This window comes from Shewanella sp. FeAMO, from assembly GCF_053653955.1.
Map to the genome: position 1 here is coordinate 2,176,361 of NZ_CM132201.1, position 19,432 is coordinate 2,195,792.

Annotated in this window: 19 protein-coding genes; 16 read left to right on the forward strand and 3 right to left on the reverse strand. The window is 53.1% G+C overall.

From position 1 onward, the window contains the following. Positions 1-102: 102 nt before the first annotated feature. The 10 genes from ACWAU4_RS09745 to ACWAU4_RS09790 all read left to right on the forward strand — a co-directional run bounded on the left by ACWAU4_RS09745 (position 103) and on the right by ACWAU4_RS09790 (position 10,681). Positions 103-1,311 carry an HD-GYP domain-containing protein gene (locus ACWAU4_RS09745; protein ID WP_028779362.1) on the forward strand — a complete coding sequence of 403 codons (1,209 nt, stop codon included), beginning with the start codon at positions 103-105 and terminating at the stop codon, positions 1,309-1,311. A 117-nt stretch (positions 1,312-1,428) separates the two neighbouring features. Further along, complete coding sequence (locus tag ACWAU4_RS09750; protein WP_025888352.1) at positions 1,429-2,250, forward strand: SDR family oxidoreductase; 822 nt, start codon at positions 1,429-1,431, stop codon at positions 2,248-2,250. Positions 2,251-2,285: 35 nt separating this feature from the next. Next, a complete protein-coding gene (locus tag ACWAU4_RS09755; RefSeq protein WP_025888354.1) occupies positions 2,286-2,906 on the forward strand; it encodes a thiol:disulfide interchange protein DsbA/DsbL in 621 nt (206 codons plus the stop codon). A gap of 433 nt (positions 2,907-3,339) precedes the next feature. Continuing rightward, entirely contained in the window at positions 3,340-3,606 is a 267-nt protein-coding gene (locus ACWAU4_RS09760) for a DUF4212 domain-containing protein (protein ID WP_025009490.1), read from the forward strand. Between the two features lie 12 nt (positions 3,607-3,618). Continuing rightward, positions 3,619-5,352: a sodium:solute symporter family protein gene (locus ACWAU4_RS09765; RefSeq protein WP_025009491.1), complete on the forward strand. Its 1,734-nt coding sequence runs from the start codon at positions 3,619-3,621 to the stop codon at positions 5,350-5,352. 221 nt (positions 5,353-5,573) lie between these two features. Then, on the forward strand, positions 5,574-7,421 hold the full coding sequence (locus ACWAU4_RS09770) for a DUF294 nucleotidyltransferase-like domain-containing protein (protein ID WP_144216379.1): 1,848 nt from the start codon (positions 5,574-5,576) through the stop codon (positions 7,419-7,421). A gap of 1 nt (position 7,422) precedes the next feature. Beyond that, on the forward strand, positions 7,423-8,094 hold the full coding sequence (locus ACWAU4_RS09775; RefSeq protein WP_107352212.1) for an exonuclease domain-containing protein: 672 nt from the start codon (positions 7,423-7,425) through the stop codon (positions 8,092-8,094). A gap of 148 nt (positions 8,095-8,242) precedes the next feature. Further along, on the forward strand, positions 8,243-8,836 hold the full coding sequence (locus ACWAU4_RS09780) for a C40 family peptidase (protein WP_107352211.1): 594 nt from the start codon (positions 8,243-8,245) through the stop codon (positions 8,834-8,836). Between the two features lie 64 nt (positions 8,837-8,900). Further along, entirely contained in the window at positions 8,901-9,512 is a 612-nt protein-coding gene (locus ACWAU4_RS09785) for a class I SAM-dependent methyltransferase (RefSeq protein ID WP_045283739.1), read from the forward strand. A 230-nt stretch (positions 9,513-9,742) separates the two neighbouring features. After that, positions 9,743-10,681 carry a chemotaxis protein CheV gene (locus tag ACWAU4_RS09790; protein ID WP_025009496.1) on the forward strand — a complete coding sequence of 313 codons (939 nt, stop codon included), beginning with the start codon at positions 9,743-9,745 and terminating at the stop codon, positions 10,679-10,681. On the opposite strand, the gene ACWAU4_RS09795 is transcribed toward ACWAU4_RS09790, so the two are convergent. Together ACWAU4_RS09795 and ACWAU4_RS09800 are read right to left on the reverse strand one after the other, a co-directional pair. After that, positions 10,682-11,320 carry a hypothetical protein gene (locus tag ACWAU4_RS09795; protein ID WP_025009497.1) on the reverse strand — a complete coding sequence of 213 codons (639 nt, stop codon included), beginning with the start codon at positions 11,318-11,320 and terminating at the stop codon, positions 10,682-10,684. It abuts the gene before it with no gap. Positions 11,321-11,391: 71 nt separating this feature from the next. Then, positions 11,392-11,751, reverse strand: coding sequence for a DUF2750 domain-containing protein (locus tag ACWAU4_RS09800; RefSeq protein ID WP_025009498.1), 360 nt, complete (start codon positions 11,749-11,751; stop codon positions 11,392-11,394). 209 nt (positions 11,752-11,960) lie between these two features. Between ACWAU4_RS09800 and ACWAU4_RS09805 the strand changes: the two genes are divergently transcribed. The 4 genes from ACWAU4_RS09805 to ACWAU4_RS09820 all read left to right on the forward strand — a co-directional run bounded on the left by ACWAU4_RS09805 (position 11,961) and on the right by ACWAU4_RS09820 (position 15,044). Continuing rightward, positions 11,961-13,172: a lytic murein transglycosylase gene (locus ACWAU4_RS09805; RefSeq protein WP_370628787.1), complete on the forward strand. Its 1,212-nt coding sequence runs from the start codon at positions 11,961-11,963 to the stop codon at positions 13,170-13,172. A gap of 136 nt (positions 13,173-13,308) precedes the next feature. Continuing rightward, entirely contained in the window at positions 13,309-14,193 is an 885-nt protein-coding gene (locus tag ACWAU4_RS09810) for a WYL domain-containing protein (RefSeq protein WP_234503005.1), read from the forward strand. A gap of 70 nt (positions 14,194-14,263) precedes the next feature. Continuing rightward, positions 14,264-14,746, forward strand: coding sequence for an FKBP-type peptidyl-prolyl cis-trans isomerase (locus ACWAU4_RS09815; protein WP_025888361.1), 483 nt, complete (start codon positions 14,264-14,266; stop codon positions 14,744-14,746). A 70-nt stretch (positions 14,747-14,816) separates the two neighbouring features. Next, a complete protein-coding gene (locus tag ACWAU4_RS09820) occupies positions 14,817-15,044 on the forward strand; it encodes a DUF3389 family protein (RefSeq protein WP_025009501.1) in 228 nt (75 codons plus the stop codon). A gap of 4 nt (positions 15,045-15,048) precedes the next feature. On the opposite strand, the gene ACWAU4_RS09825 is transcribed toward ACWAU4_RS09820, so the two are convergent. Continuing rightward, a complete protein-coding gene (locus ACWAU4_RS09825) occupies positions 15,049-16,059 on the reverse strand; it encodes a glutathione S-transferase family protein (RefSeq protein WP_208125864.1) in 1,011 nt (336 codons plus the stop codon). 180 nt (positions 16,060-16,239) lie between these two features. Between ACWAU4_RS09825 and ACWAU4_RS09830 the strand changes: the two genes are divergently transcribed. Together ACWAU4_RS09830 and ushA are read left to right on the forward strand one after the other, a co-directional pair. Further along, positions 16,240-16,911 (forward strand): alpha/beta hydrolase, encoded by a 672-nt coding sequence (locus ACWAU4_RS09830; RefSeq protein WP_044734340.1) that lies wholly within the window; start codon positions 16,240-16,242, stop codon positions 16,909-16,911. Positions 16,912-17,574: 663 nt separating this feature from the next. After that, positions 17,575-19,269 carry a bifunctional UDP-sugar hydrolase/5'-nucleotidase UshA gene (ushA, locus tag ACWAU4_RS09835; RefSeq protein WP_144216373.1) on the forward strand — a complete coding sequence of 565 codons (1,695 nt, stop codon included), beginning with the start codon at positions 17,575-17,577 and terminating at the stop codon, positions 19,267-19,269. The last annotated feature ends 163 nt before the right edge of the window (positions 19,270-19,432 follow it).

Sequence of the window (19,432 nt, forward strand, 5' to 3'; positions counted from 1 at the left end):
GCTGAAGTCTTACGCTTGGTTTTCAATGGTCTATAGTTAAGACTCTTGGGTATTGGTTTTTTAAAACCTTGTTTATCAAGTTGTTCTCTGGAGAAACTTTGAGTGGCCAAAGCTGAAAGGATCCATCTCCCGCTGTCACGCCTGCAAACCGGCATTACAGTGAAGTTGCCTCTGTCCTGGACAGATCATCCCTTTTTGTTCAATCGTATAGAAATCAAAGATGCCAGCCAGATAGAGATGATCCGTAATCTCGGGGTGCCCTATGTCATCTTGCTCTCCGACGAGGAGCTGCTCAATGATGTGATTGAAGAGGAAGACGAGGCGCAGCAGGCAACAGAGCAAACAAAGGACAATAAACCGGATCCCAAAGCCTCTGCCCGCAAGGCGATACGCAAGAGCCAGGGGCGTTTTTTGAATGCCATTAATGACAGTCGTACCGTGGTCAGTAAGTTGGTGTCCGATCCCGAAGGCGCCGTTCGTGAAGCCTCTGCTCTGGTAGAGCTGATGCTGGAGCATCTGTTGGAATCCGATAATCCCAAGTTGGCCTTGGTGTCCAGTGGTGAAGGCGCTCCCAGCGTGACTCAGCACGGGATATCGGTGGCGGTACTGGCCTTGATGATCGGTCATTCGCTTGAGTTGTCCAAGGACAAGCTGAGGGATATTGCTCTGGGGGCACTGCTGCACGATATAGGCAAACTCAAGGTGCCCGATGCCATCAGGCGCAAGCGCGGCCCCTTGAGCCCCCATGAAAGCAATTTTCTCTCCATGCATCCCAATTTTGGCTATGACATGCTCAAGCGCAGTGGCCTGTTCGGCAATGAGGTACTGCATATAGTGATGCATCACCATGAGTTTATCGATGGCTCAGGCTACCCCGATGGGCTCAAGCTGGCCAAGCTGCCCCTGACCACTCAGATAGTGGCACTGGCCAATGACTATGACAGCCAATTGGCGCGTCAGGAGATGGTGTCACCGCAAATTGCCCTGGGTTATCTGTTTAAAAATAGGGTCGGCCAACATCAGGAGCAGTTGATTTCGGCGCTGGTCAAGGTGCTGGGTATATATCCGCCTGGCACCCTGGTGAGTCTGTCTGACAACAGTGTCGGCAAGGTGATGATGACGACTGCAGAGGTGCGACAACCCCAGGTCTGGGCCTGTAAACGCGATGGCAGCGAGCCTAAGTTGCGCTTTCTTATGGATGAGGAGGTCAGCGTGGAGGCCGTGCTCAAGTCTGATGAACTGACCGAAGGCGCCTCAAAAACCCTGCAAACCGGTGCCAGCATCAGTTTCTATTTCAGCGCCCTGGAATAGCTTGCAACCCGCTTTCTCTTGCCGTGAGCGGCCAAAGTTTGGCCACTCATAGGCCCACCTCTGGTTTTTATTGTTATTTGTCTTATGCTTGAGCTCGGTTTACAACGGAGTAGGGCGATGAAACATATTGCGGTTTGGGGCTGCGGCTGGTTTGGTTTGCCACTGGCGAAGGAACTGCAGACCAGAGGCGTTAAGGTTTGCGGCAGTAAGCGTACCGAGGAGGGCGCGGATCTGTTGAGAAAAGAGGGGATGGATGCCGTAACCCTCAATCTTGCTGAGCCTGCACCTTTACCTTCGTTACCGGATGGCTGTGATGCCTTGGTGCTCAATATCCCCCCCGGCCTCAGGCGTGGCGCCAATGATTATCTGTCCTCTCTCGAGCGTTTATTGCCTGTGATTGCAGCAAGTTCCATCAAACGTCTGTTGTTTATAAGCAGTTCAGGGGTTTACCCACAGTCTCAGGGCGTGGTCACAGAGGCGACATCTGTTGATGCTCCGGCGGACAGCTATTCCGGCACCTTGGCGATGGCTGAGCAGAAGATACTGGCGCTTGCCAACGAAGGTCTCAAAGTCACTGTCATCCGATTTGCCGGCTTGGTCGGACCTGGCCGTCACCCCGGGCGCTTCCTGGCCGGCAAGAAAGGGCTGCCCGGAGCAAACGCCGTGGTGAATCTGGTGCATCTCGATGATTGCATAAATGCCTGCCTGCAGTTATTGACCGCCGCTAACCCAGGGGCCATCTATAACCTTTGTGCGCCGTGTCATCCAACCAGGCAAGAATTCTATCCGCTTGCCGCCAAGGCGCTTGGCCTGGCATCGCCTGAGTTTGCAACAGAGAGTGAAACCGGTAAGTGGGTGGATGGCTCTCTCATCTGCCGCGAGCTTGACTTTGAATACAGTTACCCCGAGGCTGATAGCCTTATTGCCGCTTGCCAATAAAAAGCGTGACTAAAAACAGAACAAGAGGAAACCCTATGTCTTTTTTATCCAGAATGGTGAGAGCCTTGCCGCTGATACTCTTGGCCTTCGGCAGTTTCAGTGCCAGTGCGGCCGATTTTCAGGAAGGGCGCGATTATGTCAAGGTGCCAGGGATCCCGGAAGCCAAGAGTGGCATAGTCAGAGAGTTTTTCTCCTATAACTGCCCCCATTGCTATCACAAGGATCCCTTGATGCAGCAAACTGCTGCCCTGCTGAAGGGGAAACTGGATTTTGAACGAACCCCGGTCGGTGCCGGGCGTCCCTCCTGGATCCTCAGTCAGGAAGCCTATTATCTGGCGCAAAAATTCAGGATAACCGATCAGGTGCACGGCAATATTTTCAACAGGATCCATGAGAAACATCAGGCTTTTGATCGGCCGCAGCAGTTGAAGGATTTCTTCTTGGCGCAGGGGGTCAATGAGCAAGAGCTTAACCAAACCTTGGGCTCGGCCGACAGCAAGCTGGCGTTGGCCAATTATGATACCCAGACTCAGCTCTCAGGGATCCGTGGTGTGCCTTCACTCTTGGTCAATGGCAAGTATTTGATCACCTCCCAAAGCTCAGATCCCAAGGAGCTGGCAGCGCTTGTCCTCTATTTGAACCAGGAAGCGCCATAGCGACCACTTTGCAAATGCAGTCAAGAAAATGCAATCAAGAGGCCGAATGGCCTCTTTTTTTTACGCTTTTTGGCATTAATCTGCCGAACAAATTCAGACAAGAGCCTGAATGGTCATAAGAGTTTATTCCACCTCGGTTCGATAAAAGCGTTTATGGCAGCTTTGGGTTCTTGTTCGACCCTTCCCATGGCGGAGAAGGGCCGCTTCCCGATGCAAACCATCCTGAAAATCACTTCGACATTGGTCTAATAATAAGCGCCAATTAAACGAGCGTTTTATTGGCGTATTTTGTTTTAACCAGCTGATAAATATTGGATTTTTACAATTGTTATTAATGTGTAAATTTGGGGTTAGACTAAGGTCTTGATTGTGGCACTCCCGGCGGTTGCTAGATTAACTGTGACTTAATAATTATTACCACAGGGGAGTCGCTATGGGTTTTGAAAACAATGACAAGGCAAAGGGGTACTGGCGCGAAAACTTGCGCTTGGTACTGGCACTACTGGCCATCTGGTTCGTGGTTTCCTACGGTTGTGGGATTTTGCTGGTGGATGTTCTCAATGAAATTCATTTTATGGGATTCAAGCTTGGCTTCTGGTTTGCCCAGCAAGGTTCCATGTATGTATTCGTAGTGCTGATTTTCGTATATGCGGCCAAAGCGAATGCCTTAGATAAAAAATATAACGTACACGAAGACTAAGGAGCGGGCCGTATGGATGTTCAAGCATTAACGTTTTTGATTGTGGGGCTCTCGTTTGCCCTTTATATAGGGATTGCCATCTGGTCAAGAGCCGGCTCTACCAAAGATTTCTATGTTGCCGGTGGCGGGGTTCACCCAGTGATGAACGGTATGGCGACGGCCGCAGACTGGATGTCGGCCGCTTCCTTTATCTCGCTGGCGGGGATTGTCTCTTTCGTCGGATACGATGGCAGTGTGTACTTGATGGGCTGGACCGGCGGCTATGTGTTGCTGGCTTTGTGCATGGCGCCTTACCTTCGTAAGTTCGGCAAGTTCACTGTGCCTGACTTTATTGGTGAGCGTTATTACTCCCAAGCGGCCCGAGTTGTGGCTGTGATTTGCGCCATCTTTATCTGCTTTACCTATATTGCCGGGCAGATGCGCGGTGTTGGGGTGGTGTTCTCCCGCTTCCTGGAAGTGGATGTCGACACTGGGGTGTATATAGGTATGGCGGTAGTATTCTTCTACGCCGTGCTCGGTGGCATGAAGGGGATCACCTACACTCAGGTTGCGCAATACTGCGTGCTTATTTTCGCCTTTATGGTTCCGGCCATCTTTATCTCTGTGATGATGACAGGCCATATCATTCCACAAATCGGTTTTGGCGCTGAGCTGATAGATGCCGCCGGGAATAATACCGGGGTGTATCTGCTGCAAAAACTCGACGGCCTGCAAACCCAGCTGGGTTTCACTGAATACACAGAAGGCGCCAAGAGCACCATAGATGTATTCGCTATCACTGCCGCGCTTATGGTAGGTACTGCTGGTTTGCCACACGTTATTGTGCGTTTCTTTACCGTACCCAAGGTGAAAGATGCCCGTATCAGTGCCGGTTGGGCGCTGGTGTTTATTGCCATTATGTACACCACTGTGCCTGCCTTGGCGGCGTTCTCCCGGGTGAACATGATAGAAACCATCAATGGTCCTGAATCGACCGGTGTTGCCTATGAGTCGGCGCCGCAGTGGATCAAAAACTGGGAAACCACCGGACTTATCAAGTGGAATGATAAAAACGGCGACGGCAAGATGTACTACGCCAAGGGTAATCTCACTGACGACAGCAGCAATGAGATGAATATCGACCGCGATATCATGGTGCTGGCGACCCCTGAAATCGCCGATCTGCCAGCTTGGGTGATTGCTCTGGTTGCAGCCGGTGGTCTGGCGGCGGCGCTGTCGACTTCTGCGGGCTTGCTGCTGGTTATCTCAACCTCGGTATCCCATGACTTGTTGAAGAAAAACTTTATGCCGGACATCTCAGACAAGAAGGAGTTGTTCTACGCCCGAACCGCGGCGGCTGTTGGTATAGTGATTGCCGGTTACTTCGGGATTAATCCGCCCGGGTTTGTGGCGGCAGTGGTGGCCTTTGCCTTTGGCTTGGCGGCATCGTCACTGTTTCCGGCAATCGTGATGGGTATTTTCTCCAAGTCGATGAACAAGGAAGGGGCCATAGCCGGTATGGTGGTGGGGCTTGGCTTTACCGCGGCTTATATCATCTACTTCAAGTTCATTAATCCTGCCGATAACAGCGCTGAAAACTGGCTGTTTGGTATTTCGCCTGAAGGAATAGGCATGATTGGCATGATACTCAACTTTGTTGTGGCGATTATTGTTGCCAAGATGACAGCCGCTGTTCCGGAGCATGTACAGGAAATGGTTGAATCCATCCGTTTCCCCAAAGGTGCAGGCACGGCGCAGGAACACTGATAGTCTGATGCTGCATAAATGGAAGATCCCCCGCTTGGCCGGGGGATTTTTTTATCAGTGCAGTTTGGGTTGGATACTCAACTTTCTATTTTTCTTTGGTTTGGGCTTTCTGTTTCGGGCTTTCTGCCTTGGTTCTGGCTGTATTCGACTAAAGCCAGATAGCCAGCATGATACAGAGTGGGCAATATTGAGATTAGTCAGTCCAACTCTAAAGGCCGCCCATGGATGAGAGTGAACTGCTGCCTATTCGCAGCTTTCTGCAACAGACGGTTCCTTTCGATGAACTGCCGCAACCCTTGCTGGAGCAATGTTGCCGCGCCATCGGCATAGGTTATTACAGCAAGTCGATGAAAGCCGTGCCGCTGGATTCGGCCAACCCCATGCTCTATATCGTTCGCAGCGGTGCCTTTGAAGTGCGCGATGCCGAAGGCGAGTTGCTGGACCGTTTGGGGGAGGGCGATTGCTTTGGCTTTCCCTCTCTGCTGTCGGGCGAGGAGATCAGTAACAAGGTGCTGATCCTCGAAGATGGCTTGGTCTATCATGTGCCACCGGCGCTGTTTGACACTCTGCGCCTGGAGTGTCGCAGCTTCGACCGCTTCTTCAACCGCGCCTATGCCAAACGGTTGCGCCACCAAGGTCGTTTTCGGGCCAGGGATTTGACCACCACCAGCCGTATCAGCACCCTGATGACCCATGAGCCTGTCAGTGTCGATCACCGCCTTTGTATCACGGATGCGGCCAAGCTGATGCGCAAGCACAGGGTGTCGTCTGTGTTGGTTCTGGATAATCACAAACTGGTGGGGATCCTCACCGACAGGGATCTGCGTAATCGGGTGCTGGCCGAGGGGCTTACCGGCAATGAAGCCGTGTTTCAAGCCATGACCCGCCAGCCCGTATACATAGATGCCCAGGCCCTGGTATTTGAAGCCATGCTGCTGATGAGCGAGCACAACATTCACCATCTGCCGGTCATGGAGCGAGAGCAGCCGGTCGGGATGATCACCAGCACAGACATATTGCGAAGTCAGGCATCCCAACCTTTGCTGCTGATAGGCGAGATAGAGCGGCAAAAAGATTTGCAAAGCCTTATCGGGGTCAGTCGCCAAATACCGCTTTTGTTGCAAAACCTTATCAGTGCAGATGCCCGTGCCGAGGAGATTGGCCGGGTACTGACCTCAGTTACCGATGCGCTTACCCGCAGGCTTATCCAGCTCAATCAGGCGCTGCTCGGCGAGGCGCCTATGGCGTTTTGCTGGTTGGCATTTGGCTCTCAGGGGCGGCAGGATCAGGCCGCCTGCTCGGATCAGGACAATGGTTTATTGCTGGCCGAAGAGCCGGATGAGCATGCCAGAGGTTATTTTCAGGCCTTGGCCAAGGGGGTGTGCGCCGGGCTCAACGAATGCGGTTATGTATACTGCCCCGGGGATATCATGGCGCAAAATCCCAACTGGTGTTTGTCGCTGGCAAGTTGGCAGCAGAAGTTTGCCTCTTGGGTCAACACCCCTGAGCCCAAGGCCTTGATGCATGCCAGCATCTTTTTCGATATGCGCTCCGTATATGGGCCGGACAGCCTGTTCGATGCGCTGCAAGACAAAGTGCTGGCGCAGACCAAAGACAAGGATATCTTTCTGGCGGCCCTGACCGGTAATGCCTTAAGTGAGTCGCCGCCATTGGGATTTTTCCGCCAATTTGTGCTCGACAGGGATGGCAGTGAGGTCAAGGGGATGGATCTTAAACACAGGGGCAGCGCCCTTATCAATGACATCGCCCGGGTTTATGCCTTGGCTGCCGGCATCAAAGAGGTCAATACCGCCAAACGGATCCGCGCCTTGATGGAGAGCAAGCTGCTGAGCCGCAAAGATGCCCTCAACCTTGCCGATGCCCATGAGTTTATTGCCCATATGCGGCTGGCCAATCAGGGGCGTCAGTTTGAGCAAGGCCAGGGGATAAGCAATTTTTTGATGCCGCAGGCACTCTCTTCACTGATGCGCCATCAACTCAGGGATGCCTTTAAAGTGGTGCATGATGCCCAGGCGGCGCTGAGGCTCAAGTTTACCCGGAGTTTCTAGGATGCCTTTGCTGCACAAAGCCCGCCTGGCCTGGCATTGCTGGCAGGCCAAGGAGCCACTCAAGACTTTTTACCAGGCCTTGAGTCCTGTGTTGTCCAAGCCTGTGGCAGAGGCGCCTTTGATGGCGCTGGACCTGGAAATGACCGGCCTAGAGCCGGGTTGCGATCAGATACTCTCCATTGGTGTGGTGCCCATCAACAAAGGCAGACTGGAGCTCAGCGGCGCCCGCCACAAATTGGTGAGTATTGCCGGCAGCGTCGGTCAGAGCGCCACGATTCACGGCATTATGGATCGCCATCTTGAACAGGGGGCGCTGGCGCCCGAACAGCTCTTGCCTTGGCTGTTACGGCAAAGTCAGGGGCGCATTTTACTGATGCATCATGCTCCTTTGGACTGCGCTTTTCTCAGCAGGCTTTGTCAGCAGGCATACGGTACTAAGCTGCATCTTCCCGTGATAGATACCCTGCTGCTGGAAAAGACCCGCCTGCAGCGGCAACAGGAGGTGCTGCCAAGCGGTAGTCTGCGCCTCGGCGCTTGCCGCAGCCGCTATCATCTGCCGCCGTATTCGGCCCACAATGCCCTGACTGACGCGCTGGCCTGTGGTGAGCTGTTTCTGGCGCAAAGCTGTGATGCTGCCAAAGAGCCTGTGGCCGATTTCCTCTCCTGGGTATAGCAGTCGGTGAACACTTCCTGGGTGTATTCCCTTGGTTTGACACTGAGCAGAGCGTTGTCAGAACTGAGCTTGGTCGAATTGAACTTTGCCAAGCGGCCCGAATTCGATTAATTTCAAAGTGCCACTCAAGGCGTTAAGGAGCAAAGCTATGGCACTTCCGTTACTCTGGCTCGGCTCTGCCGCACTCGGCGCCGTGTGGCTTGCCGATGAAGGGCAGAAGCGTAAGAAAGTCGCCCGCAATCGAGTACTCAAGGATATGCCGACAAAGGGGGCCAAGGGGCAGGCGCGGCTGACACCCAGTGAATGGTTTCACAGTCAGAGTGTCAAACGAGTGCAGCCCGGGATGCTGGTGTGCTGCCACGTATTCGGGGTCATTGAACACACAGGTATCTGGCTCGGTGACGGTATGTTGGCCGAACTCCACGGCAGCGGCCTTGTGCGGCCAGTGTCGGTGAAGCGTTTCCTGGCAGGTCGCAGCGGCAGCAAGGTGTTTGTTGCCTGCGATCATCAAAGAATGCCCTTGGTCAGTGAACAGGCGCTGACCCGCGCCGGCGAGAGCCTGTTTCAGTATCGGGATTATGACTTGTTTGACAATAACTGCCACAGGTACGTGTGGCACTGTATCAGTGGCAAGCCGCAAAGGGTGAGCAGTTTTTCGCGGCTCAATCAACTGTTGGAAGACTTCTTCGGTCAGGGCATCTATTGGGATCAACTGCCGCTGGAACCCTTTGGGGAAGAGTGAAGATGATTGTCGCCGCAAGGGCCTTAAATATTAACCATGAATTATCTTGGGTGGTTTGCCATTCATGCAACTCAATCGCTTTGAAAAATCGATAGTCAGGCATCCGCTGCGTTTGTGGCTGCAAAGACAGCTGGAGCGGCGGATGTTGTTGAAGCTGTTTGCCAAGCCTTTACCTGCTTTTAGTCGCGCCTTGGAGATAGGCTGCGGCTTTGGTGAGGGAATCGCGCTTGTGCGTCAGGATCTGGGGGCGGAAGAAGTGTGGGCGCTCGATTTTGATTTCGACATGGTCAGCCACTGCGCCGGGCGGTATTCGGATCAAAACTGGTTGCATCTGTGCCAGGGCGATGGCAGCACCTTGCCTTTTGCCGATAGCCAGTTTGACCTTGTGGTCGATTTTGCCGCCTTTCATCATATTCCGGATTGGCAACAGGCGGTGGCCGAAGTACACAGAGTATTGCGCCCTGGCGGCTATTTCGTCATGGAAGAGCTTTATCGCGTTGCTATCTGTAATCCCTTGAGTCGGCGTTTGTTTGAACATCCCCAGGAAAACCGTTTCAATCACGCTGAACTCTTGGCTGTTCTTGAAGATACCGGCAATTTTGAGATTATCCGCCAACACCAGTTGCCGGCGCTGGCGGGTATCACCCTGGCCCGTAAAACCGTCGGCAAAGCTTGAGCGGGATAATGACGTGTAATCAGGGGGCGTGAGCGCGCTTTTGCTGTAGCCCAGCTTAACTCTATGAAGGCAGATGCGTTTGACCCTTTTTTGTAACCGATATAACAGCATCCAAGTGCGTATCATTTAAGACAATTTAGCCTAAATTTGCCCTGAAGCATGGTTTGTTGTGCCGCTTTACCACTATAATTTGCTCAATACTCCGAAGTTAAATTGGAAACGCAGTCGTTATGGCAAAAGTATTGGAATCCGTAGATCAACGTACCCAACTCGTGGGTGAGAACCGTCTGGAACTGCTGCTGTTCAGGATCAGTTCGACCCAGCTGTTTGCCATCAATGTATTCAAGGTCAAAGAAGTAGTGAAACTGCCGGAACTGTCTGCCATGCCCGGCAGTCATCCCGCCATCAGTGGCGTCGCCAATATCCGCGGTACGTCCATCCCTGTCATTAACCTGCGCAGTGCCATAGGTTTTTCGCCCATGCCGGTGGGCGAAGACGCTAACCTTATCATCACAGAATACAACCGCAGCGTGCAGGGTTTTCTGGTGGGCAAGGTTGAGCATATCGTCAACATGACCTGGGGCGATATCATGCCACCGCCGAAGACTGCCGGCCGCAATCATTACCTTACCGCCATTACCCGTATTGAGACTCAGGGTAAAACTGAGTTGGTGTCAATTATCGATGTGGAAAAGGTGTTGGCAGAGATCATCCACTATGACGTGCGTCTCTCGGAAGGTGTGCTGGATGAGTCCTTGGTGGCCAAGATGCCGGGGCACAAGATTTTAATTGTCGACGATTCGCCCACCGCCAGACGCCAGGTTCGCGATACTTTGGGACAGTTGGGGCTTGAAGTGATTGAACGCAGCGATGGGCGCGAGGCGCTGACGCTGCTCAAGTCCTGGTGCGATCAGGGGCTCAAGGTGACAGATCAGATTTTGATGATGATCACCGACGCCGAGATGCCTGAAATGGACGGTTACCGTTTGACTTATGAGGTGCGCAACGACAAGCGGATGGCCGATCTCTATATCACCCTCAATACCTCACTCAGTGGCAGTTTCAATAAGGCGATGGTGGAAAAGGTGGGTTGTGATCGCTTTATTTCCAAGTTTCAGCCGGATCTGCTGGTGGAAGCGGTGCAGGACAGAATTCGTCAGCTGAGCTGATTAGCGGCTGTTTTCCTGCTCCAGTTCGCGGATAAGTTGCTTCTTGGTGCGTTTGTCCGCGGCTATGTTGAGTCTGGCCAGGCGCACGGCAAAGGCAAATCTGTCGCGGCCGCAGATCGCAGTCAAGGCCTGCAGAAAGTCTTTATCCAGTGCAAAGTTTTTGGCGTAGTGCTCTATGGCGGCAAACACTGAGCTGTAGTGCAAACCGTCGAAGTCAAACCCGGTATTTGGCGTCTCGTCGCTCAGCGGAACCCCCTCAATACACAGGGGCCAGCCCTTGGCATTGATCCTGTCTCTGGCCACTTCATACATAAACCAGGCGCTGCGTTTAAAGCCGCCAAGAATTTTGCAGGAAAACTCCGATTCTTCCAGCTCTTCACGGGTCCAATTCAGCCCTATGGCCAGATGTTTGGCGTAGCGCTTCATCAACGCATCTTTAACCGCAATACGGCACTCGTATATCGAGGTGAGAGTATGTTGGCGGGCCAGCGTCAGGCACTCCTTACAGGCTGGCACGCTCAGTGAGGCATGTTCTGCATGGGGGGAGGCTCTAAAGGCAAAAACGTGCTCACAGGGTTCGGCACAAAACCAGCAGCTGTGACGGCAATTAAAGGGGATGTCGACCAAGGGACAGGGCATAGGGTTGTGCAGATGCTGCTCTGAGTCTTAAAAGAAGTCGGGAGTCTTGATGACTCCCGACCGGGTAAAGCTTATTCGGCTTCCACGTCTACCAGGAACTTGGCCAGCTCTACCGGCTCAACTTCGGGACATTCCTGCTCGGCGCGCCAATCGATACCAATCAATACGCCATCTTCGTTGAGATCTTCAATCCAGAACTCCAGCAGCTCTTCCAGTGAAATAGCTACCGGTGCGAAGTTGACCCACTCCTCGGTGCAATGACTCTGGGCCACTGCCTGATCAGACCATAAAGGCATGACATCTGTGTCTTCATATTCGCTGGAGTCACACACCACCCAGCCTTCGCCGGAGTCGTCCTGTAAGCCCCACACCTGCTGGTGCTCTTTGACGTTATCGATAAATTGGCTCAGTGCCGGCGCTAAATCAGTCATGATCTCTCTCTTGAGCAAGGGTTAGTAGCGCCATTATACGGCATAAGCACTGGAGTCCAAGTGAATCTTAACCTCAGATGAACAAACAGGAATAAATGCTTAAAAATCGGCTCAACGGCAGGGAATTATGCCTGCGGGGCTTAAAAAACGCTGTGCGACTGGTTAGGATGGAACTCGATGGGGTGTTTAATCTTTTAAGGAGTCGGAAGGTGTTCAGAGTATTATCCTGGTTTCCCCTGCTGCTGGCCACGCAAACGCTGGCAGCCCCCCAGAATGAGGATCCTGTAGAAGCCCTGATAAAGGCCGGGGAAGCGGCTTTTCCTCAGTGTATTGTGGAGTTGCAGGACAAGGCCCTTAACGAGGGCATCAGTCAACAGACCATCGACTCACATCTTAAGCCACTCAAGTTTGTCCCCAGAGTGATAGAGCTGGATCGCAGTCAGCCCGAGTTTACCCAGACATTTGCCAACTATTTCGATAAGCGGGTAACCGATTGGCGGGTTTCCAAGGGCCGGGAACTGCTGGTTGAGCACAAGGCGCTGCTGGACAAGCTCAAGCGCGAGTATGGCGTGCCGCCGCAATATCTCTTGTCTTTCTGGGGCATGGAGACCAATTTCGGAGGCTACAAGGGTAAGATGCCGGTCCTGGACTCGCTGGCGACTCTGGCCTGTGACTCCCGCCGCTCGGGTTTCTTTACCCAGGAGTTGATGACAGCGCTGAAGCTGAGCCAGCAATATGGTTTTGCTGCCGCCGATATGCAAGGCTCCTGGGCCGGTGCCATGGGACACACCCAGTTTATGCCCAGTGCCTACGCCAGTTATGCCGTCGATGGTGACGGTGACGGCAAGGCGGATCTCTGGAACAGCATAGATGATGCCCTGACCTCGGCGGCAAACTTTCTTGCTCACCTGGGGTGGCAACGCAACGAACGCTGGGGCAGGGAGGTTCGCTTACCTGAGGCGTTTGATTATCAGCATCTGGGGCAGAAAAAGTCTCTCGCCGACTGGCAGTCGCTGGGATTGACCCAGAGCAATGGCGAGGTGCTGCCACAGGCCCAGATGGAAGCCAGACTCTATCTGCCCGCCGGGCACGAGGGCCCAGCGTTTCTCGGCTACGATAACTTCCAGGTGATCCAGCGTTGGAACCGTTCTGAGTTTTATGCCATCTCAGTAGGCCATTTGGCCGACAGAATAAGTGGCGCCGGACGGCTGGCCAAAGCACCGCCGCAGCAAACCCGCTTGAGCCGCGCCCAGATAAAGGCGCTGCAGCAAAAGCTCAATGAGCAGGGGTTTGATGCCGGAAAGCCGGACGGTATTCTCGGGCGTAACTCCCGCGCCAGTTTACAGGCGTTTCAGCTCAGCAAAGGCTTGGTGGCCGACGGTTTCCCCTCTGCCGAAACCTTTAAAGCTCTGGGACTCTAGTTCTGCTAATCAAAATGATTGCCAGCAGCCAAGGAATTGGCTAATGTTAGCTCATAAAGGCGCCAAGAAACTGCCCGGATAATGCCGGCAGCAGAAATTGGCGTTCTCCCTCACCTATTTGAACTCAGGGAATGATATGAGCAGCGAGATGAGCAACATAGATAAGTTGAGTCACGGCCAGCGTCAGCGTCTGGCCTTTATCGATTTCAGTCTGCAGTATTTTGGCCAGGTCAGTCGTCAGGATCTGATTGCCAAGTTTGCCACCGGATTGGCGGCCGCCACCCGCGACTTCAGCCTCTATCGCGAATTGGCGCCGCAGAACCTCAAGCTGATGCACCCCAGTCGTCATTATCAGCGCCAGCATGAATTCAAGCCCTTGTTTCATCACGATCCCGAAGCCATTCTCTCGGGTTTGGCCCGTGGCTTTGGTGATGGTTTGTCACAGCCCCTGGTTCCCAGTCAGGTCTGTTTCGATGCGGTGCGGCTTATTCATCCGGATACCGAGATTATCGCGGCGCTGATGCGCTCGATTCAGCAAGGGCAGGCGCTGGCGCTGCAATATGTTTCAACCTCAAGCGGTGAAACCCTCCGTGAAATTGTGCCCCATGCCCTGGTCAACAACGGCCAGCGCTGGCATGTACGGGCATTTGACAGACAGCATGGCAAGTTCAACGACTTTGTGGTGACCCGTATCAAGCAGGCCAGAGAACTTGAGGGCTCTCCCTTGCCCAAGGAGCAACCGGCAGCCGACAACAACTGGTTGACGCCGGTGGAACTGGTGTTGGTACCCCATCCGAGCCTGAAGCATCCGGAGGCGATTATGCTCGACTATCGTATGGAGGATGGTGAACTCAAGGTGGCCAGCAACGCAGCCTTGGCCGGATATCTGCTGCGCAGCTGGAGTGTGGATTGCTCCGCCAAGCATCAAATCGATGGTGGTGTTTGTCAGTTGGCACTTAAAAACCACCAGGTGCTGGAGCGACTCGAGCATCTGGCGATAGTGCCTGGCGCCGGGCGGTAATCCAAAGCAGTGGAGTGCAGGCGACAGTTTTGTTAAGCTGCGCCGGAATCATGAATACTGAGGACTCAGAATGAGCGTTAAAGAAGATATGGTGGTGCAGTTCAATTACACACTGCGCGATGAAAAGGGTGAAGTGTTGGAAACCAACGAGGGGCACGATCCCATCGCCTATCTGCATGGCCATGACAACATGATGCCTGGAGTCGAGAAAGCCATCGAAGGCAAAGAGGTAGGTGCCAAGTTCAGTGTGACCTTGCCTGCCTCTGAAACTTACGGTGAGCGTGTTGAAGGCGCCGAGCAGCGCGTATCGGTAAAACACCTGATGGGCGCCAAAGTATGGAAGCCAGGCATGCGCGCGGTCGTCAATACAGATCAAGGCCAGCGTCAGGTGACTGTGGTCAAGGTGGGCAAGTTTATGGCCACTGTGGACATCAATCACCCATTGGCCGGTCGCGAGCTGACCTTTGATATCGAAGTCGTTTCCGCCCGTGAAGCTACCCATGAAGAGATAGCCCATGGTCATGCCCATGGCGTCGGTGGCCATCACCACTGAGTTTGGCTTTAACTGAAAACGCCCGCTTTAGCGGGCGTTTTTGATTGAAAAACCATTGAGAGGAGAGGGGATGAAAATTGACTGCGAGCAGGGGCGATTGCTGCTGAGTCCCAATGAGCTGCAGGTACGCTTGCCGGCCATGCAGACAGTGTTGATGGCGCTGAGCGACGATATCCGTTTGCTCAAAGGCCCTTGCATTCTGCTGGCCGATGCCGGCGCCGTGCGTTGGCAGCTGCGGCTCGACTCAGATGAACAGCTCGAGCAACTGGCAGACTTTTACGGCCTGACGCCCGAGTGATTTACTATTCCAGTCTGTGGCGTTGATGGCTGCGCTGATAGTCTAACTCGGGGCCCTTGGGTACGACGCGACTGGGATTTATCTGCCCATGGCTGTAGTAATAGTGCTGTTTGATATGTTCAAAGTTGACCGTGGCAGCAATGCCGGGGTACTGATACAGATCGCGCAGGTATTGGCTCAGCGCCGGGTAGTCTTCAATGCGGCGTTTATTGGTCTTGAAGTGGCCCACATAGACGACATCGAAACGGATTAAAGTGGTAAACAAGCGCCAGTCTGCCTCAGTGACTTGTGAACCGGTGAGAAAGCGGCGTTCACTCAATTGCAACTCCAATCTGTCAAGGGCACTGAACAGCTGCTCAAAGGCCTCTTCATAGGCTTGTTGTGAGGTGGCAAAACCGGCCCGGTAAACCCCGTTATTGATATTGGGATAGATGAACTCGTTGAGCGTATCTATCTCCTCTCTCAGATGGGGCGGGTAAAAGTCCAGGTTATTGCCGGTCAGATGATCGAAGGCGGAGTTGAACATACGGATGATTTCCGACGATTCATTGCTGACTATGGTCTGATGATGTTTGTCCCACAGCACAGGTACTGTCACCCGACCGCTGTAATCGCTAGCGGCTAGTTGATAAATTTGGTAGAGGAATGCTTTGCCAAACAAAGGGTCTTGCTCGGCGCCCTGGATATGGTGGCCGCCCTTGGGGCCAGCCGCCTCTGTGGCAAATTCCCAGCCGTTTTCCAACATATGGGGCTCGACCACAGTGACAGAGATCAGCGCTTCCAATCCCTTCAAGGCGCGAAATATCAAGGTTCTGTGGGCCCAGGGGCAAGCGAGTGAAACATAGAGATGATAGCGGCCCAGCTCGGCCTTGAATCCGCCTTGGCCACTGGGGCCCGGACTGCCGTCCGGGGTGATCCAGTTTCGCAGCTTTGCATCTTCACGGACGAACTTGCCGCCGCTTTTGTCTGTCTGATACCACTGATCAACCCATTTGCCCTGCTGCAATAATCCCATCTGTCGCTCCTTTAACCGCTTTGCTTTCATGGCTTGCATCTCAGTCTAGGTGGTGGTTATTTGTGGGTAAAGCGCGAAATACATGTGTTTTTATTCGAATTTTTAGAATGGTACTGGCAAGGAATCTTCAGCCTGATATGATGTCGGTCACATTTTTTGCCTATCAAGAAGGATGTTGTTATGTCGTCAGCCACCCTGGATGCCGTTGTCGTTGAACCCCGGGAGCCGGCCACGGCCTGTGTTATCTGGTTGCATGGTTTGGGTGACTCGGGTGACGGCTTTGCCCCTGTGGTGCCGGCATTGGGACTGCCGGCCGATCACTCGATACGCTTTGTGTTTCCACATGCGCCTGAGCAGGCTGTTACTGTCAATGGTGGCTATGTGATGCGCGCCTGGTATGACATCAAGAGCCTCAATCTCCATGACAGAGCCGATATGCCAGGGGTGTTGCAATCCGAGCGTTTGGTTCGACAACTCATAGAGCAGCAAGTCGCTCAGGGCATTGCCGCCAACCGTATTGTGCTTGCCGGTTTCAGCCAAGGCGGGGTGATGAGCCTCTTTACCGCACTGCGTTATCCCGAAGCCTTGGCTGGCATTATGGCGCTGTCCTGTTATTTGCCAGGGGGTGAGCAACTGCCGGAAGACGTGAGCAGCGCCAACCGTGATACACCTATTTTGCAATGCCACGGCGAGCAGGATGATGTGGTTGCCCTCAGTGCCGGGCTTATGGCTAAAGAGGCGCTTGAGCAGGGGGGATATCGGCTTGAATGGCACACTTTCCCAATGGCGCACGGCGTGGTACCGCAGGAGCTTAATCTCATCAGTCAGTGGCTGCAGGCGCGTTTGAGCTAAGGAAGGTGCGAACAAGTCCCATGCGTGCTCTGCGTCGGCTTACGGGCCTGGATGCAAGGCGTGGTTCGCAGCAAATGGCCTGAGTCCTTTGCAAGAAGCACAACACAGCAGACAGGTCTGTAAGCCACGCCCTTTGGGGCTTGCACAGCAACCGGCTCTCTGCGTTATCCGACTTTGACAGGCCCCGGCATGCCTTCAGTCAGATGCCTTGAACGCCAATTGCTGTGCAAGCCAGAGTGCCACGAGGACTTATTCGCACCTTCCCTAAGTGACAGTTAAGGGTTGAGCGCCTGAAAATTAAGCAGCCTGGGGCAAGAAAATTATCACCCGGGCTGTTTGTTTTGCCAAACAATAGCCATGTCTCATGGCAAGCTTTAGTTATTATCTTAAATAACAGCAAGATAACTATGGTTGGTTAGAGTTCTTAAATCCTGGTCCCGCAGCATATCCCGCTTTGATATCCCCCTCGTTTAGGGGGTTATTTGGTAACGTAAACAAACTGTATTATTTCCCGCCTTAAAATCACACATTTAGCTCACTTTTATTAATAAAAATGACACATGTTCGACTTAATCTTGCTAGTATGTCGGGCGCGGGAAGTTCGCTTCACCGCTTATTAATGATGATGGTAAAAATAAATAAAAACATGGGGTTGATTTAATTATGTCTAATAAACTGATGAAAGGACTTTTGGCGACAGCCATTCTGGCTGCTCTCGCCGGTTGTAACAGTGATGACAAGGATCCGGCACCGGAAGTCTGCGGCGCCGATAACTGCACCAAGTTCACCATTTTACACACCAATGACAACCATGGCCGCTTCTGGGAAAACAGTGACGGTGAGTATGGTATGGCAGCCCGTAAGACGCTGGTTGAGCGCTTACGCAACGAAGTGGAAAGCAACGGCGGCCAGACTCTGTTGCTCTCCGGTGGTGATATCAACACAGGTGTGCCTGAGTCGGATCTGCAAAACGCCGAGCCTGACTTTATCGGCATGAACCTGATTGGCTATGACGCCATGGCCGTGGGTAACCACGAGTTTGATAACCCACTGAGCGTGTTGGATATGCAGCGTGAGCTCGCCGAGTTTCCTATGCTGGCTGCCAACATCTACAAAAAAGATGGCACCCGTTACTTCGAGCCTTACAAGGTTTTCGATGTTAAAGGTCTTAAAGTAGCTGTCATAGGTTTGACCACAGAAGATACCGCTAAGATAGGTAACCCTGAGTTTATCGGCGAGCTTGAGTTTACTGATCCCAAAGAAGAGATCAAAAAGGTCATCAAAGAGATCAATGATAACAAAGCCGCCGACATCATAGTGGCGACCACTCACATGGGTCACTATGCCGATGGCCAAAATGGCAGCAACGCCCCGGGTGACGTGGCCATGGCTCGCGCCCTGGAAGAGGGACAACTGCAGGTTATCATAGGTGGCCACTCACAGAATCCGGTTTGTATGGAACCCGGTACCCAGAGCTATGCCGATTTCAACCCAGGTGATGATTGTCGCCCTGATCAGCAAAACGGCACCTGGATCATGCAGGCCCATGAATGGGGTAAATATGTTGGCCGCGCCGATTTTGAATATTATGGCGGCAAACTGCACCTGGCCAGCTACAAGCTGATCCCGGTCAACCTGAGAAAACTGGACGCCGAAGGCAAGAAGACAGAGGAACTGGCCGGTGAGCCGATCCCTGCCGATACCACAGTGAAGGCTGTACTGCAGCAATATCAGGACAAGGGTAGTGAAAAACTGGGCGAAATCATCGCCACTACCGATGGCAAACTGGAAGGCGATCGCGCCGTGGTTCGTGGTCAGCAGACCAACCTGGGCCGTTTGCTCGCTATGGCGCAGGCCACCAAGGTTAATGCCGATATCGGCGTGATGAACTCGGGTGGTGTACGTGACTCTATCGCCCCCGGTGATATTAGCTACCGTGATGTACTGACAGTGCAGCCTTTCGGTAACATGATCACCCTGAGCACTATGACAGGTGCCGAGCTCAGCGATTATCTGGGTGTAGTGGCTACCATGCAGCGCGGTTCAGGGGCTTATGCCCAGATCACAGGTGTGAAAATGACAGTTGACTGTCAGGCCAAGTCGGTCGCTATCAGCGAAGTCAACGGCAAGGATTACAGTGCAACAGACAGCTACACCTTCACTGTACCCAGCTTCAACGCCGCGGGCGGTGACGGCTATCCCAAGCTGGATCCTGTACAAACCGGCTATGTTGATGCCGAAGTCTTCTACAGCTTCCTGAAAGAGAAGCAAAGCATCAAGGCCGTTGATTACGAGCCGGTAGGCGATATCGTTTATGAAAACTCCAACAGCCCACTGGGTTGTGAAGTGCCTCAGTAAATAGCACTTTAAGTCACTTTACAGGCAGCCCTTCGGGGCTGCTTTTTTGTGGCAAAAGAGCAGGGCAGTCATGTGGATTTGGGTGATTTTTAACCAAATAATTCTACCGGGACTTGAAATACCATTGCCCGACCCTATCTATTGAGTGTCGGCAGGGGAAGCG